Origin of the sequence: Microcoleus sp. F10-B2 (genome assembly GCF_036704965.1) — a bacterium.
In the GTDB taxonomy this organism is placed as follows: domain Bacteria; phylum Cyanobacteriota; class Cyanobacteriia; order Cyanobacteriales; family Microcoleaceae; genus Microcoleus.
In genome coordinates this window covers 58,905-74,715 of record NZ_JAUBTB010000035.1, presented here as the reverse complement: position 1 = coordinate 74,715, position 15,811 = coordinate 58,905, and the positions used below count along the sequence as shown (strand labels likewise).

Annotated in this window: 11 protein-coding genes; 6 read left to right on the top strand and 5 right to left on the bottom strand. The window is 47.3% G+C overall.

All coding sequences use genetic code 11. The features are described from left to right. Positions 1 to 72 precede the first annotated feature (72 nt). Together QUA99_RS15550 and QUA99_RS15545 are read right to left on the bottom strand one after the other, a co-directional pair. A complete protein-coding gene (locus QUA99_RS15550; RefSeq protein ID WP_333238196.1) occupies positions 73 to 1,146 on the bottom strand; it encodes an RNA-guided endonuclease TnpB family protein in 1,074 nt (357 codons plus the stop codon). Positions 1,147 to 1,289: 143 nt separating this feature from the next. Beyond that, the gene (locus QUA99_RS15545; RefSeq protein ID WP_333099811.1) at positions 1,290 to 1,655 is read right to left on the bottom strand and encodes a DUF2203 domain-containing protein; all 366 of its coding nucleotides are present in this window, start codon (positions 1,653 to 1,655) and stop codon (positions 1,290 to 1,292) included. 221 nt (positions 1,656 to 1,876) lie between these two features. Here QUA99_RS15545 and QUA99_RS15540 point away from each other — a divergent pair, with 221 nt between their 5' ends. Continuing rightward, positions 1,877 to 2,152 carry a DUF6439 family protein gene (locus QUA99_RS15540; protein WP_006631172.1) on the top strand — a complete coding sequence of 92 codons (276 nt, stop codon included), beginning with the start codon at positions 1,877 to 1,879 and terminating at the stop codon, positions 2,150 to 2,152. 257 nt (positions 2,153 to 2,409) lie between these two features. Here the strand turns inward: QUA99_RS15540 and QUA99_RS15535 are convergent, their stop codons facing one another. After that, on the bottom strand, positions 2,410 to 2,898 hold the full coding sequence (locus QUA99_RS15535; RefSeq protein ID WP_333238195.1) for an anti-sigma regulatory factor: 489 nt from the start codon (positions 2,896 to 2,898) through the stop codon (positions 2,410 to 2,412). Positions 2,899 to 3,594: 696 nt separating this feature from the next. Here QUA99_RS15535 and QUA99_RS15530 point away from each other — a divergent pair. Further along, the gene (locus QUA99_RS15530; protein WP_333238193.1) at positions 3,595 to 4,512 is read left to right on the top strand and encodes an alpha/beta fold hydrolase; all 918 of its coding nucleotides are present in this window, start codon (positions 3,595 to 3,597) and stop codon (positions 4,510 to 4,512) included. Between the two features lie 268 nt (positions 4,513 to 4,780). Continuing rightward, the gene (locus QUA99_RS15525; RefSeq protein ID WP_333238191.1) at positions 4,781 to 5,767 is read left to right on the top strand and encodes an aldo/keto reductase; all 987 of its coding nucleotides are present in this window, start codon (positions 4,781 to 4,783) and stop codon (positions 5,765 to 5,767) included. Positions 5,768 to 6,615: 848 nt separating this feature from the next. Here the strand turns inward: QUA99_RS15525 and QUA99_RS15520 are convergent. Both QUA99_RS15520 and QUA99_RS15515 read right to left on the bottom strand, forming a co-directional pair. After that, positions 6,616 to 6,756, bottom strand: a complete 141-nt coding sequence (locus QUA99_RS15520) for a hypothetical protein (RefSeq protein ID WP_333238189.1) — start codon at positions 6,754 to 6,756, stop codon at positions 6,616 to 6,618. A gap of 108 nt (positions 6,757 to 6,864) precedes the next feature. Continuing rightward, entirely contained in the window at positions 6,865 to 8,556 is a 1,692-nt protein-coding gene (locus QUA99_RS15515) for a transglutaminase domain-containing protein (RefSeq protein WP_333238201.1), read from the bottom strand. Positions 8,557 to 8,978: 422 nt separating this feature from the next. Between QUA99_RS15515 and QUA99_RS15510 the strand changes: the two genes are divergently transcribed. The 3 genes from QUA99_RS15510 to QUA99_RS15500 all read left to right on the top strand — a co-directional run bounded on the left by QUA99_RS15510 (position 8,979) and on the right by QUA99_RS15500 (position 15,259). Beyond that, positions 8,979 to 9,848 (top strand): DUF928 domain-containing protein, encoded by an 870-nt coding sequence (locus QUA99_RS15510; protein ID WP_333238187.1) that lies wholly within the window; start codon positions 8,979 to 8,981, stop codon positions 9,846 to 9,848. 303 nt (positions 9,849 to 10,151) lie between these two features. Then, a complete protein-coding gene (locus QUA99_RS15505) occupies positions 10,152 to 12,314 on the top strand; it encodes a ShlB/FhaC/HecB family hemolysin secretion/activation protein (RefSeq protein WP_333238185.1) in 2,163 nt (720 codons plus the stop codon). Between the two features lie 272 nt (positions 12,315 to 12,586). Continuing rightward, positions 12,587 to 15,259 (top strand): NHLP bacteriocin export ABC transporter permease/ATPase subunit, encoded by a 2,673-nt coding sequence (locus QUA99_RS15500; RefSeq protein WP_333238183.1) that lies wholly within the window; start codon positions 12,587 to 12,589, stop codon positions 15,257 to 15,259. Positions 15,260 to 15,811: the final 552 nt, after the last annotated feature.

Genomic DNA, 15,811 nt, shown 5'->3' with positions numbered 1-15,811 from the left:
GCTAATTTACAACTCTAAACGCCTACTTTCTTTGAATTCAGTTTAATTCTCTTGATCCTTTCCTTCAGGGCACTACCAAATATTTAAACTGGCATTGAGATCGCGGTCTATCGACAGGCCGCAAGCAGGACAATCGTAAGTCCTCACTTGCAAAGGCATATCCTTTTTATGCCCGCAATTCGAGCAAATCTTAGAACTGGGAAACCATCTTTCTACCAGCACCAAGTTCGCCCCATACATTTTGCACTTATACTCTAACTGCCGCTTGAACTCGTAAAACCCTAAGTCGGATATTGCCCCAGCTAATTTGTGATTTGCCAGCAAGCCTCTAACGTTCAAGTCTTCAATCTTAATTCGCTTGAAAGTTTTAGCCAAATAAGTCGTCAACTTGTGAAGGAAGTCTTTGCGAATGCAGGCTATCCGTGCGTGAAGCCTCCGGATCTTGTTGTAAGTTTTGCCCTGGTTGTTTGAGCCTTTTACTTGTCTTGACGCCAGGCGCTGCAACCGTGCCAGCTTGGTTTTCGCTTGTTTTAACGGTTTTGGCGCATCAAACACTTCTTGGTTTGACAGGGTAGCAAAAGAATTAATACCTACATCAATTCCCACAGAACTTTGTATTTGTTGAACTGGCAAACGTTCAGCATCAACGCAGAAAGAGACGAACCAGTGACTCCCTTCTTTTGCCAAAGTAAAAGTTTGGGTAACAAAACTACATTCCAGGGGTTCGTGCAGTGGAAACGTTCCGAGTGTGGGAATTTTGATGGTGTTGCCAGCACAAAGCCACACTTTTCCGTTAGACGAATCCACTGTAAATGATTGCCCGTCTCGGCGACTGGCAAATTTTGGATGACCTGAAGAACCCGAACGATATCTACTAAACGCATCTTTCAAGTCAATCAAAGCGTTTTGGTAAACTCGACTGGACAACTGGTTCATCCAAGCAAATTCAGGCTGTTTCTTGACGTAGTTAGTAAGAACTTTTTTAACTTCGTTGAGTACCTTTGAGTCTGTAAGTTTCCCGTCACTGTACATTTGAGTCCGCAAGCTTAACCCCATGTTAAATACCACGCGCCGAAATCCTGCGTGTTTTGCCATCAAAGTCGCTTCCCTATTATTCAATTTGAGCGCTCGTTTGACGGCAAACATGGTTAAACCTCGTCTCGGTAATTAACTGTGGATAAGTTTAGCAAACTATTTGGTACTTAAGTCCGACTCTTTTCTCTTCCTCTGCGTCCTCTGCGCCCTCTGCGGTAAATAAAAAAATCAAAAATCCGAACTCCCAACATCCTTCAACCTGCATAGGATTTCAAAATCCAACCGATCAAAATGCCGAGTCCTCCAAAGCGAACTGCTTGCCAAAAAGGTTGTTTTATGCTTCCCCAAGAAAACAGGCTGCTTTCTAAATTCAACTCGATAGTTTCCAATTCTTGCTCTATTTCCCGCAATTCTTTTTTGAGTTGCGGCAATGGATTTCGGCGCCCCGACTGGCGGATTTCTTCGCGACGATGGCCGAGTTCGACTTGGCGCTGTCGATCGACCTGAATTTGAGTGTACCGTTCTTTGACTGCCGCGAGCGATCGCTCCACTGCTGCGATCGCTTGAACAAACTCGCTTTCTTGCTCTTCCGGATTTAACTCTGACGGCTGTTGAGGCATTTCGATCTGCAAACCTGACAATAATAATAAAAAAAACCGATTTCCAATTAAGTTGTTATTATATGCAGTATATTTTCTCAATTAACGAACTCTAGCCAAATAGACATAAGTATAGCAACTTTATCGGCATTTAAAACGTTTTTAATTGCTGAAACCATTGATTTTATCGTATTTTCCTTCTTCCTTCTTCCTTCTTCCTTCTTCCTTCTTCCTTACCACCTATGCTTGAAACTACACAAACAACCCAAACTGTCAACCTCAACGAGCTGAGCACGGTAGAACTAGCCCAAGCTCTAGCCGCGCGCCTCGCCATCCACGAAAAAGATTGGCACCGCCTCAAGGCCAACCGTTCCGCGCGGGCCTGCGAGCAAGCTGCCGCCGCTTTGGTCTTTTTGCTCAAAAAACAGCCCGAAGAAGCTCTCCCGCGCTTAAACCAAGCAGCAGGATGGCTGGATCGATCGATATCGGCTCCTCCCTGTCCCACCCACGGCAAATAATACGGCAAATAATTTTGAGCGTTGAGTCTTTAGTTGGGACTTGATTAGTAGCTCAAAATTTAGACAATCGCGCCGCTCGATCGAGCAGCGCGATTGTGAGATCAAAAGATTTATACTTTTTGAACTCAAAACTCACATTTTGCATTACAATCAGCTATCAATAGCCAGGTCTTTCAAATTCTCAGTCCAAGGTTGGGCCCGGAAACGAAAAAATTTGCAGGTCTAGCTGAGGTGAAAACTGCTGCCAAATATCGGTGCTAGCGCAAGCGAGGCAGCCGGGACCGACTGGGAATTTCTTTGCACAGCCGTAACTCTGTACCTTCAGAATTCCACTCTACGCGATCGAATATTTGGTAAAGAATAAACAAACCCCTACCACATTCTTGTTCAACATGGGGGAGTGCAGAGTCATCTGCAACATCCTCTGCTAAGAGACTGTCGCAATCATCGGTATAAAGGTTGCAACTGCAAGGGGCATTAAAGCCAGAACCTTCATCCGATATCACCCACCAATATTGGTTTTGGACGATCGAAAAACGGACTCCAACAGTTTTAGCGGGGTCTAACTTGTTTCCATGCTTAGCAGCATTTACCAAAGCTTCTTGAAGCCCCAACCGCAATTCCGCTTGCCAGCGATCCGGAAGCTCTGCTAGGAGCAGATCCAAAATAGGACAAAGGTATAGGGTAGAAGCGAAGCTAATCGTAATCCAATTGCGTCCGACCGGACGGGCTGAAATAGCAATCACTCAGAAAACTCCCTAACTTTCAGGTGGATAAAGTTCACACCCTGCATAGTTGGCTCCCTAGTATTCAAAATGCTAATTAATTGAGCGGCGCAGCTCTATTTCTATCTTAGAGTATCCAAGCAGTTAAGAACAGCAAAGCACGTCACAAAATATTCTGCGATTCTCAGAAACTTCTGTCGAGAAGCATCAGTAATTTTACTTATAACTGCTGCCTGCGGCCTGATGTTTGATGTCGGCTTTTGCCAACTGGCAACCAAACGGCTAGCTGCCTCCCCGAAGCCGTCAACTGTTCTGTACCAAACGATCCCCACCTTGAAAAGCTTGGAAATATCTATAAAAAAGTCGATCCCTGGACCCTAGCCAACGGGGATCTGGCCTCGCAGCCCCTGGTTTGCGCCGATTGCCCCACAACTTGCTGTTGCCAGCGCACAGCAAAATTATCATACCTAGGTGTGTTGCAGCGAAAACCCGATATCTTTCCCAAATGCGATCGGGCATAACATCTCCCATTGCTGCGACCCTCACAAAATCAATATTCGTTACAAAACTTATTAATTCTGAGTGCGGGAGATCGCCAGATCCCAACTCGCTCACATTGACGAATCCTTGGCTAGCCGAACCCCGCGCGTTTGCAACACTTTATAAATCTGAACGTCGCGATACAATAGTTAAAGTAAATAATTATTTCTTTACATTATGCAAACAACTCCAGCCATCTCCACAGCCCCCATCGCAGGCACTTACTGGCTGTGGCGGGGGCATTCAGTATACTACGTTCGATCCGGCGATCGGCATCCAGAACGCCCTCCCCTGCTGTTAATTCACGGTTTTGGCGCTTCCACAGACCACTGGCGCAAAAATATCAGCGGCCTGAGCAAAGACTTTGAAGTGTGGGCGATCGACCTTTTGGGATTTGGGCGATCGGCAAAACCCGAATTGCAGTACAGCGGCGACCTCTGGCGCGACCAACTCCACGACTTTATCACCAACATCATCCGCCGGCCCGCCGTACTAGCCGGCAACTCCCTCGGAGGCTACGCCGCCTTGTGTGTAGCCGCCGGGCGTCCCGAATCAGCCGCCGGACTCATATTAATCAACAGCGCCGGCCCGTTCAGCGAACCGCAGCCCGCACCTGAAGCCCCGCCCTTGCAAAAAGCCATATCTGCGGTAGTTAAAACCTTATTTCAGCAAGATTGGGCAAGTTTTCTGCTGTTCCAGTACGTGCGCCAGCGATCGACAATTCGGAAAACCCTAGAAAAAGTATATCTCGACCAAAGCGCCGTCACAGACCAATTAGTAGAAGAAATATACCTTCCCTCCTGCGATCCCGGTGCCCCCAAAGTATTCGCTTCCGTATTCCGAACACCCCAAGGCGAAAAAATCGACGTATTGCTGAGTCAATTAAACTGCAGGTTGCTAATGCTGTGGGGAGAAGGCGATCCGTGGATGAATTCTACAGAAAGAAGCGCTAAATTTCGCAAACACTATCCGCAGTTGACAGAACACTTTATTAAAGCCGGTCACTGTCCCCACGACGAAGTACCAGAACAGATAAACGAACTGATTCGCGCATGGATAATTGACAAGGGCATAGGGCATGGGCATAGGGCATAGGGCATGGGGCATAGGGCATGGGTTACTGGTTATTGGTTATTAGAACGAACAACTAACAAGAAACATAAGCTGTTGCGGCATTTAAATTGTCTGTAAAAACAAATCAAATTCTTTTGGGGTGGGCGGGACGCCCGCAGAGAATATACAATTTAAATGCGCGACAGCTTAGGACAAATAACCAATAACCAATGACTAATGACTAATGACTGATGACTTCATTTAACTTTCTGGTTAATCTCAACTCAAATATTCTGAGGAGACGGAAACCATGACCGGCAAAAAGACTCGCCGCAATTTTATATTGAGCAGTATAGCTGTTGCCAGCAGCATTGCAGGTGCTAAGGCACTCGAACAGCAGGATCGGGAAATCGCAGCCGCACCCAACAACCAGGCGGCCGCCACAGTAAAAATGCCAGAACGACTGTTAGGCAACACCGGCGTGAAAGTGCCGATTTTCGGTTTGGGGGGGGCCGGACAAACACCGCTGTCGCAGCAGGGAAGAGAAGCAGAAGCGGTGGCGCAAATTGAACGCGCGATCGAACTAGGCATTCGTTATTTTGACACGGCAGCCGACTACGGGCCCAGCGAAGAAAACTTAGGCAAAGTTTTGCCAAAATATCGAGATCGCCTATTCTTAGCCACAAAAACCGCCGCCAGAGACAGAGATGGCGCGTGGAGAGACTTAGAGCAATCGCTCAAAAGATTGAAAACCGATCGGCTAGACTTGTGGCAACTCCACCACGTCTCATTCCAAACAGAATTAGACCAAATTTTCAGTGCCAAAGGAGCAATAAAGGCGATCGAAGAAGCCAAACAGCAAAAAATAATTCGTTTTTCCGGCATCACCGGACACCACGAACCAGCCATCATTGCCGCAGGCTTACAGCGCTATCCTTTCGACACAACATTAATCTGCCTCAACGCCGCCGAAAAACACCATCCGCGCTCCTTTGTTACCAGCGCTTTACCAATTGCCAAAGCCAAAAACATTGGCGTCATAGCCATGAAAATACCAGCTTACGGCAAATTATTTCAGAACGGTGTTTTAGATGGAATGCACCAAGCAATGGGCTACACGCTTTCACTTCCCGGCGTGCACTGCTGTGTCATCGCCGCCGACTCAGTAAAGCAATTAGAAGAAAACTTCAACGTCGCCCAAGCATTCAAACCCCTGAACACAACAGAAATGGCAGCACTTGAAAAACGCACCGCCGCCGCTTGGCAAGAAAATACATTTTTCAGACAGTGGACTTAAAATACCAACTCTAGAATCCCCTTTTTCCTCTGTGTTTATTGTGGCGCGGGCGTCTCGCCCGTGAATCATCTTACAGCAGATTCCCCGTTCGTGAAGTACAGTCGCCTATCCTTCGATCCCTGTAGGGACACGGCGCCGTGCCGTGTCCCTACTCGTTCGACCTGGAATACGCTGTATGTGCGATCGAACCGCTGCAATCAAATCAATTGTTTTGTAGTGACGACTTGAGTCCTCATAAAACTACTATAAGTAAGTCTGTGGGAAAAAACACAACTGTGTTAAGAAAAATAAATGAGGCTGAAACCCTCTTCCCTCCTGCCTTCAGCATAGCTGCCTCCTGCCTCATTCCAACTACAAATATTTACGCCGTTCTACTTAGCAATCCTAAATGATTCAGATAAATTTGTAGGGGTAGTACCTTTCTTTGCCTACCCCCTATCTATCGGGCAACCACGGGGGGATTGCCCCTACAATAATTATGCAAATGATTTAGGATTGCTATAGGAGTCAAGTTCTCACTACAAACCTACAACGTTTATGTTACCCAACTTGCTTTTACCTGGGGTGAAAATACAGCAGATTCTACGTTTATGAAGTACACCCGCCTATCGTTCGATTCCCGTAGGGACACGGCACAGCGCCGTGTCCCTACACTCCATAAACCTGGAATATGCTGTATAGCAACCGCCAAGTCGATCGGGAAATTTTAAATTGCTGAAACCATTGCGATTGTTGCTTCTTCCTTTTTCCTTCTTCCTTCTGGTATACCTCAAATCAAAAAATAAGGCGACCTGGTTGGGTCGCCTTATTCTTTATCATAAAAATTGCAATTTGTCAACAGCAAACAGCTACTGTTTTTTCCGTTTAGCCTTATCTAACCGCCTGCGATCGCGCCACTCAGCCGCAGTCAAATAAGCGACCCCGCCAGTCACCGTCAGCAGCAGTACAAAGGCCACTAAAACGAGAAAATTAGCAATCGAAAATTCCACAACCCCTCTTCCTCTGATTTTACATTTTCTACTTTTGATTTTAGATGAAAAATGTTAACAATTAACAGTTGAATGTTGACGGTTAACTGTTAACTGTTAGAACTCGATTCAAACTGCTGGCAAATCTTCCAAAATTGTAAACCTCACATGATTAATTGCCAGACTCCCCACGGAAACCTCCTCCTTATTTAAAGGAAGACCCCCGCTGGTGAGACTTTGAAACCGAATTCCCTTGCCAATTTCTACGTGATACCAAGCCAAACCCATAAAAAATCGCAAAGGATAAGGGCCTCTGTCTTGAATATCATCAGGATTAGATTCCATCGGCACCCAGCCAAAACCCGGAATGTAAAATTCCAGCCAAACGTGATTGAAATCAGGCTCCAGCGACACCCCTTTTCTATCAGCAAAAGCCGGACACTTGTAGCGCCCGATCGTGCGGCAAGCAATCCGGTTCAACCTTGCCAAAGCCAACAACAACCCCACGTACTCGCCGCAAGAACCGATGCCGCGGCGCAGTACAATATCGGGAGTGTCAATGTGAGGCCTAATCCCGTAAGAAAGTTGGTCGTAAACAAAATTGCGAATGCTCAGTAACTGCCTCAGAATATTAGTTTCCGAGCCAATGGCAGCCACAGCAGCCGATCGCACGATCTCCGTATCCATCGCCAAATTATCATTATCCACCAAATACTTAGCGGCAAACTCCGGCGACAGCTTGGGAATCTTTTCGACATCCCGAGGCGACAAGTGATACTTAATCGATCGAACTTCTAACAAAGCCTTCCAGCCAAAAATTCGGCGTTCCCCAGGGTGTAGCCGATCGAACTTAAACACCGCCACCCGTTCCCCTTCCTGAATTTCCTCAGTAAAAGGCATTCCGATCGGCGTAACACTCCTTACCTTTTGCCGGTGAGTTTCCGAAGGCAAAGCAATCCGCCACTCTAAATTTTCGATTTCTACCTCATCGAGAGGAGACAGTTCCTCCGCATAAGACATTTCCATCAAAAAACCGTTTGACAGAGCGTAGCGCTCGGCTTCATTGTAGTGAAAAGACAAAGGCTGAATAAAAGTGCGATCGCGCTTCGTCAACTGAAAAGGATCTTCTGAATTCGGATCGTCCCGGATGTAAAGTTCATCCCCGGCATAAGCCACGTACAGAACCTCCTCCCCAGTTTCCACGTCCTTGTGAAAAGCCAAACCAGAAGGCGATTCAAAGGGAGTCAAAACGCTAAATTTAATCTCCCCAGTTCCCCGTTCCAAACAGTAAACAGTTTGCTCAGTCTTATCGCAAACCCAAATTTCCTCATCCCGGACTGTGATATTTTCTACCCCAATACCCGGAGCGTAAAACCGAGTAATTTCGCGACCAGTTTTCAGGTCAAAAACCAGAATCGAGTTTAATCTTTGGCAAGTCACATAAAGCGTAGATTTCCACACAGCAATCCCGTCAGCAGGATAAGAAAGCGAAACAAAATGTTCCGGCTTGAGTTCAGTTATCGCCCCGTCCCGAATTGCGCCCCGACAGCAAGAGATATCCTCATCCCGCGCAAACCAGAGAGTATCTTCCGAAATAGCCAGCCCGGTTGCGCCGGCAAACTTAGCCGTTTGATAAGGATTCAAAACAGTAGTGTTGTCACTTTCTCGATCGATCTCCAATAGCAGCCCTTCGGCGCGATCGACAGCGAACAATCTATTTCCTAAAAAAGCAATGCCGTGCAGTGCCAAGACTCCGATGGGTCTTACCATCCGCAGCCCCGAAGGTTGTTTGTCCGAGAGAACAGGTGAATCGAGATTCATGTTAAATTTCTTGCCGCTATTGTACAGAAAACCTGATATGTAAGTTGTAGCCGAGCGCTTGAGGTTCACAAGCAAAATTGCCGAGGTTCCTGATATCCAGGGCTGCCGCATCAACCGGGTATTTTTAAGAAAAGACTCGTTGTAGCCTCTTGTCAGACCTAAAAAACCCGGAATATTTGTCTGGGTCAAAGTTGGGTTTAACAAGCTCAACCTAACTTGCGGCCCTGAATGCAACTAAGTATAACCACTAAGCTACCACTGAAAAACGCGACCGCGAAGTCCATGTCGATCAAAACGGCCAAACTAATCGTATCTGCCTAAAGATATAAATTAAGTACAACAGATTGCTGGATTCCCCAAAACCTTGGGTAAAATAAAATCGTGCGACAAAGTTTTTAGGTTCATCAGAAGGCAGGTTGGTCATGGCTTGGAAGTCTGCTCTAAACATCGGTGCCTTTTCCTTAATTCTGTCTTTAGAGGCAGTTGCCGCCGGTAGTTTCTTAATACCAGCAGAGGCTCTCAACAGCCCCGCAAACAGCGTCCAGCGCCCCTCACGACCGCAGCTACCTCTCCACTGGCAAACAGTTCAACCCCCTGAACCAAGCGGAAACAGACCGAACAGCCAGCAATTGAGAGCCGCATGGAATAACTTTCAACCGCCGGAGGACGGAGTACCTGGAAGGCGGGAAGGGGGAGGAACCCGCGGCTTAGAATGCCCCACGGCCACAACTGCTTTAACTGCCTTGATTCCCCAATCAACTATGGGGCAAACCATATCAGCAACACCGACATTTTTTTACTACCTTCCCGTAGCCCTCGACAAAACAGTTCAGTTTGAGTTAGCAGACGAAAGGGACAAAACACTATACAAAAAAAGTTTTCGGATGGTAACTAGCCGTGCAGGTATCGTTAGCGTCAGCCTCGGCTCTGACGGCAACTCGCCAGCCCTGGAAGTGGGCAAAAACTATCAATGGTACTTTACTATCAAATGCAACCCAAAAAACTCTACAGATGATGTTCTCGTTTCCGGGTGGATCAACCGCACTGCACTCGCCCCAACCGTGAAAATAGAGTTGGATCGATCGCCCGACAGCCGCGCCAAACTCAGCATATTCGCCCAACAAGGTCTCTGGTACGAGTACCTGGCAACTCTAGCTCAATTGCGTATAGAGTCTCCCAGCGATGCCAGTTTAGCGCTCAAGTGGTTAGAAGTGTTGAACTCAGTCGAACTTGGCAAAATCGCCCAAGAACCCTTAATCACCAGTGAGTTAACACCTATCACAAGAAAATAATTCGACACCAGTTTCAAAAAAGAATGCAACCGTAGCCCCGTGCCCCAAACCCCGATCGCCATAAGTCATTGCCAAATCAAAAATCAAAAATCTAAAATGGTATGACTTCTGGAGCAAGTACCAAAAACCCGGTTTCGATTGCGGTATTTGACAGCGCTACAGATGATTTTTGCCTGTTCCGGGTTTTTTGGTCGATCGTCCTCAATAAATTAAAATTTTTGTGCTCGCAAGCAGTTCCGCCTCGCTTGCCTCTTGAGGACTCGACTGGGGAAATTGTTATTGTTAAATTGCGCTCAATACTAAATGATAAACTGGCAGAGTCAAGCAGCATACCAACTTATTTTAGACAAAATATTAATTATGCGCCCGAGTGCAAATATTGCAATATTTCGGTTGGCGATTTCACTTCTGACAGGGTTCCCGATCGCTTGCTTTTATGCCAATAAAGCTATATCCCAAACTTCCGATATTTCTCAGTTGCCCGTCGCCGCTGACAACTCAGCAGATCCGGGCAACGAAGTATTAGCACTGCAAAAACTGGAAATCAAGCAAAATGAAACTGCCACAAATTTAAATCAACTCCCCGATTGGATCGAGACCAACCCTGAACCAGAAACACCGTCGAACCCCGCCGAGAACAGCCAAGAAGGCTGTTCCACAATCGATGAAACTGCTTGTGGTGCGGGCAAAATGCCCGAACCAAATAATCTGGTTGACACCGATACCCAATGTCAGAACCCGCTAGATTGTAGTAATTTTTTAGCCCAGAACCCGCAGACGCCACCGGGAAACCTCCCGCCCGACTTAAACCGCGATCGAGTACCAGATCCGCTGTTACCCTCGCCGCCGACTCAGCCAGATCCAAATCGCGATCGATTTCTGCAACCGGCCCCCCAGCCTTCGCCAGAACCTCCCCAAGTACCGCCAACAGTAGCGCCGAGACCCCCGTCGCCAGTTCCCCCAACTCTGCCTAATGCAGTAATTCAGGTGCAAAAAATTCAAGTAGTTGGCAGCACAATTTTAAGCCAAGACGAAATAAATGCCTTAGTCAAGCCGTTAGAGGGCAGTTCTGCCACCCTAGAACAGCTCAAACAAATCGCCGACAAAATTACCGAAATTTACCTCAATCGTGGCTACATCACTTCGAGAGCAGTCTTGCCGCCCCAAACTATCACCGCAGGGGTAGTCCAAATTCAAGTTATCGAAGGCAAGCTAGCCAGAATTGAGGTAGAAGGAACTAAAAGATTGCATCCAAGTTACATCCGCAGCCGGATTCGACTCGGTGCCGGAATGCCTTTAAGCACAGCTTCATTAGAAGACCAACTCCGGCTGCTGCGAGTCGATCCTTTATTTGACAATGTAGAAGCCAGTCTGCGGGCTGGGGATAGTGAAGGCGAGAGCATTCTGATCGTCCGAGTCTCGGAAGCTAATCCCTTTCAACCTACTTTCAGCTTTGACAATTACTCGCCTCCGAGTGTCGGTTCCGAAAGATTGGGAGTTAGTCTGCGCCACCGCAATATAACAGGAAATGGCGACGAACTGGCAGCGGCTTATTACCGATCGCTCGGCGATTCAGACGTGTTTGATTTCAGCTACCGCATCCCGCTAAATGCGATGAACGGCACTTTGCAATTGAGGGCTGCACCGAACCGCAACAGTATAGTACAAGAACCTTTTGACAGTTTTGATATTTCGGGAAAATCGCATTTATTTGAAGTTAGTTACCGCCAGCCGCTGCGGAGAACCCCGATCGAAGAATTTGCCTTGTCTGCCGGTTTTACTTATCAGACAGGCAGAACTTTTCTCGCTGGCGACCCGTATGCTTTTGGTATCGGCCCGGACTCCAATGGTGTCAGCACTACGAGCACAATTAAGCTGGGACAGGACTACATTCGGCGCGACCCGCAGGGCGCTTGGGCCGTGCGATCGCAATTTACGATCGGTACTAGCTTGTTTGATGCTACTCAAAACGAAGGTTCCGATCCCGACGGACAATTTTTGAGTTGGCTGGGTCAAGTGCAGCGAGTACAGCGATTGAATGACAAACATTTATTAATTTTGCAGGCAGACTTGCAGTTGTCAGCTAATAGTTTGTTGCCTTCCCAGCAATTTGTAATTGGCGGCGGGCAATCTTTGCGCGGCTACCGCCAAAATGTCCGTTCTGGCGATAACGGCCTCAGAGTTTCCATCGAGGATCGGATTACTTTGCAGCGCGATGCTTCGGGAAATCCCAAACTACAATTAGCTCCATTTTTGGATGCGGGCACTGTATGGAACGTTGCGAACAATCCTAATAAATTAACCAATCAGACATTTTTAGCAGGTCTGGGTTTGGGGGTAATCTGGGAACCGATACAGCGGGTGAATTTGCGCGTAGATTACGCTTTTCCTTTGGTGAGGATTAGCGATAAGGGCGACAATCTGCAAGATAACGGCATTTACTTCAACATAATTTATACACCATAAAATGAGCGATTTGCTGCTCGGCTACGCATATAAATTGTCTGTTATGGCAGAGGGGAGATGGAAGAGTGGGCGAGTGGAAAATCAAGAAAATATGGCGCTGCTCAATAGCGCGATGAATCATTGAGGAATGGGGACATCCCAGAATTTGAAAGTTTGACCTCAATTCATAGCACCATTCTGCAACGCCTTTTTTTCAACTCTATTACTGCCGACTTATCTTTTTTGATACTACTACGATCGCTCTATAATGTAAAAATGTAAATCTTTCTCGAATGGATATCCTTTACTGCCTCAAAGGAAATGAACCGCTGTTGCTCGACGATCGACAAAGTATCTGGATTATCAAGACTGGTACCGTAGCATTGTTTGCGACTAAAGTCAAGGATAGTTTGGTTAGTGGCGATCGCCAATATTTGTTCGATGTGGGTGCGGGCGAAGCTTTATTTGGTGCAGTGCTGGGGGAAGAATGGGGGCTTTTGGCAGTGGCGATCGAACCCACAGAATTGTACCAAATTAACACAGCAGATTTGGTCGCGCAGGTAACAGTTGGTGAAGAAAAGGCAATTGGGTTAGTGAATGGTTGGGTAAACCGTTTAAAGAAGACATTCAGCCAGGAATACACAGCCGCGTTCGCTTCGCAGGAATTATCCTTCATCAATTCCGGGAGTGCAGCTTCACTGCCAAACATTTTAGCCGATTTACATACCGATTTATTCAATTATTTGAACGGGCAGGATTTGCAGAAAACAGAGGCGGCTTTTCGTCAAATTCAAGAAAGAGAAGAACTGAATCTAATCGCAGTCAATTCAGCCCTTTCTAAGTTAGCGGGTGTGGTAAAACCGCAGCAAGAAACGGTATCATTCCAGCAAGGAATTCCTTTGTTAATTGCGGCGGGTGCAGTGGGAAAAGCGATGGGAATAACGATTAGTCCTCCGACGCAGTTGGCAGAACTCAAATCTGTCAAAGATTCGGTGGAGGCTGTAGCGCGTTCCTCCCAATTTCGGATTCGGATGGTGGTGTTGGAGGATGGCTGGTGGCGAAGAGAATACGGCCCGGCTTTAGCTTGCACAATTGCAGGGCATCCGGTGGCTTTATTAGTTGTTGGTAGCGGTTACGTTTTGTTCGATGGAGTAACTCAAACTCGGACGAGGGTGAATGAGACGGTGGCGGCGACTTTGGCACCGGAAGCTTACCAGTTTTACCGACCGTTACCTAGTGTTATTAATGATGTGCTGCCCTTGTTAGAGTTTGGCTTCAAGGGTTATGAAAAAGAAATCGCCAGCATTGTGGTGGTGGGAATTATTGGTACCCTGCTGGGGATGGTGGTGCCGCAGGCGACGGGAATTTTGGTGGATAGTGCGATTCCAGATGCCGATCGCAATTTATTATGGCAATTAGCGCTGGCATTGTTGGCGCTGGGTTTGGGAAGGTCAGCGTTTGGGATGTCTCAAGGGATTGTGGCGCTGCGAGTCGAGAACAGCGTTGATAGTTCGTTGCAAATGGCGATATGGGATAAACTCCTGGGATTGAGTCCGGCTTTTTTTCGGGAATACACTTCCGGCGACTTGCTCAACCGCACCTTGTCGGTGAACCGAATTCGCAAGATACTGTCGGGGGGAACGCTACGCACTTTGATGAGTGGAGTGTTCGGTTTGCTGAATTTGGTGCTGATGTTTGTTTACAGTTGGCAACTGGCGTTGGTGGGGGTGGGGATAGCTTTGCTGACAGCCGCAGTCACCTCTGTGGTTAATTTTTTGGTAATCCGCAATTTTCGACGGCTGCAAGAATTGGATGGCGAGATTAACGGGTTGGTGGTACAACTCATTAATGGGGTGGCTAAGCTGCGGGTGGCGCACGCGGAAGACAGGGCGTTTGCAGCTTGGGCCCAAAAGTACGGCGATCGCATGAAGTTGGAAGCTGTTTTGCAACGCCTTCAAGATAGAATGGGCGTGTTCAACGAGTCGCTGTCCTTGGTGAGTTCCGCAGTTTTGTATTGGTTTGGCGTACTGTCGATTCAGATGGCGCAAGCTAATGACGGTAGCGGGTTGACGACGGGTACGTTTTTGGCTTTTAATTCGGCGTTGGGGATTTTTAGCGGCGCTGTAAGCAGTATTAGCAGTACCGTGACTGATATTTTGGGAATTGTGCCGCTGTGGGAAAGAGCGAAACCGATTTTGCAAACGAAACCGGAGTACGAACTTCATAGAGTAAATCCGGGTCAGTTGCAGAGTGGGGTGGCTTTGGAGGGGGTGACTTTTCGCTATCGGGATGAGGGATTGCCTGTACTCGATGATATCACTCTGCGTGCCCAACCGGGTGAATTTGTGGCGATCGTCGGGCCGTCGGGAAGTGGGAAGTCAACGATTGTCCGGTTGTTGTTGGGATTTGAAACGCCGAATTCGGGAAGGGTTTGTTACGATGGCAAAGATTTGGCGGAGTTAGATTTGGTGGCGGTGCGAAGGCAGTTGGGGGTGGTGCTGCAAAACGGCCGCATTGGTAGTGGTTCGATTTTCGATAATATCGCGGCCGGGGCCTTGGTGTCGCACGAAACAGCTTGGGAAGCGGCGCGGATGGCGGGTTTTGCTGAGGATATTGAGCAAATGCCGATGAAGATGCACACGGTGATTAGTGAGGGGGGAACCAATCTTTCGGGAGGGCAAAAGCAGCGGTTGTTGATTGCCAGGGCCCTGGTGAATCAGCCGAAAATTATTGTGATGGATGAGGCGACGAGTTCGTTGGATAACCGCACGCAAGGGATTGTGGTTGAAAGTTTGGATAAGTTGAAGGCGACGAGGATTGTAATTGCCCACCGATTGAGTACAATTCGCCATGCGGATAGGATTTATGTTGTTGAAGCGGGGCGGGTGGTGCAGGTGGGGACGTTTGAGGAGTTGGTGCAGCAAGAGGGTTTGTTTGCACAATTGGTGGCGAGACAAATGGAGTGAAGAAGGCAGAAGGCAGAAGTTTATTATGCGATCGCAACTTTATTGTTTCTCTGTCAGTTGGGTAAGTCGTCATTCGATTTTAGATTTTAGATTTTGGATTTTGGATTTTGGATTGACCCCACGGATAAATTCGGGGGCTTGAGGATTTTAGATTTTAGATTTTGAATTGATTCCACGGATAAATCACGTGGCGGGTACCATCAAGAAATTTTTGGTCAACCTAAACCAAAACCAGCTAGCAAGTCTTACTGAGGAAGTAAGTTGCTAGCTGTTCAACCCTCTTTGGGGTGAAAAATTTTGAGCGATCGCGCAACCTGGTTTCCTGACACTCAGCGAGTGCCAAGTATCAAAACGCGAAGGAGGTTCCTCGAATCATGCGATCGCCACAATCGACATACCAGATTACCCGGCTAAAATCCCCGTATCACGGCAATAAGAGTTCTCTATTTATGCCAAAAGACATAAATATTACTGTTTAAATTGATACTTTTTTATATCTATGGGTAAATTTCACGCAGGATGTAATGAGGCAATAATTACAAACAGTAAAGG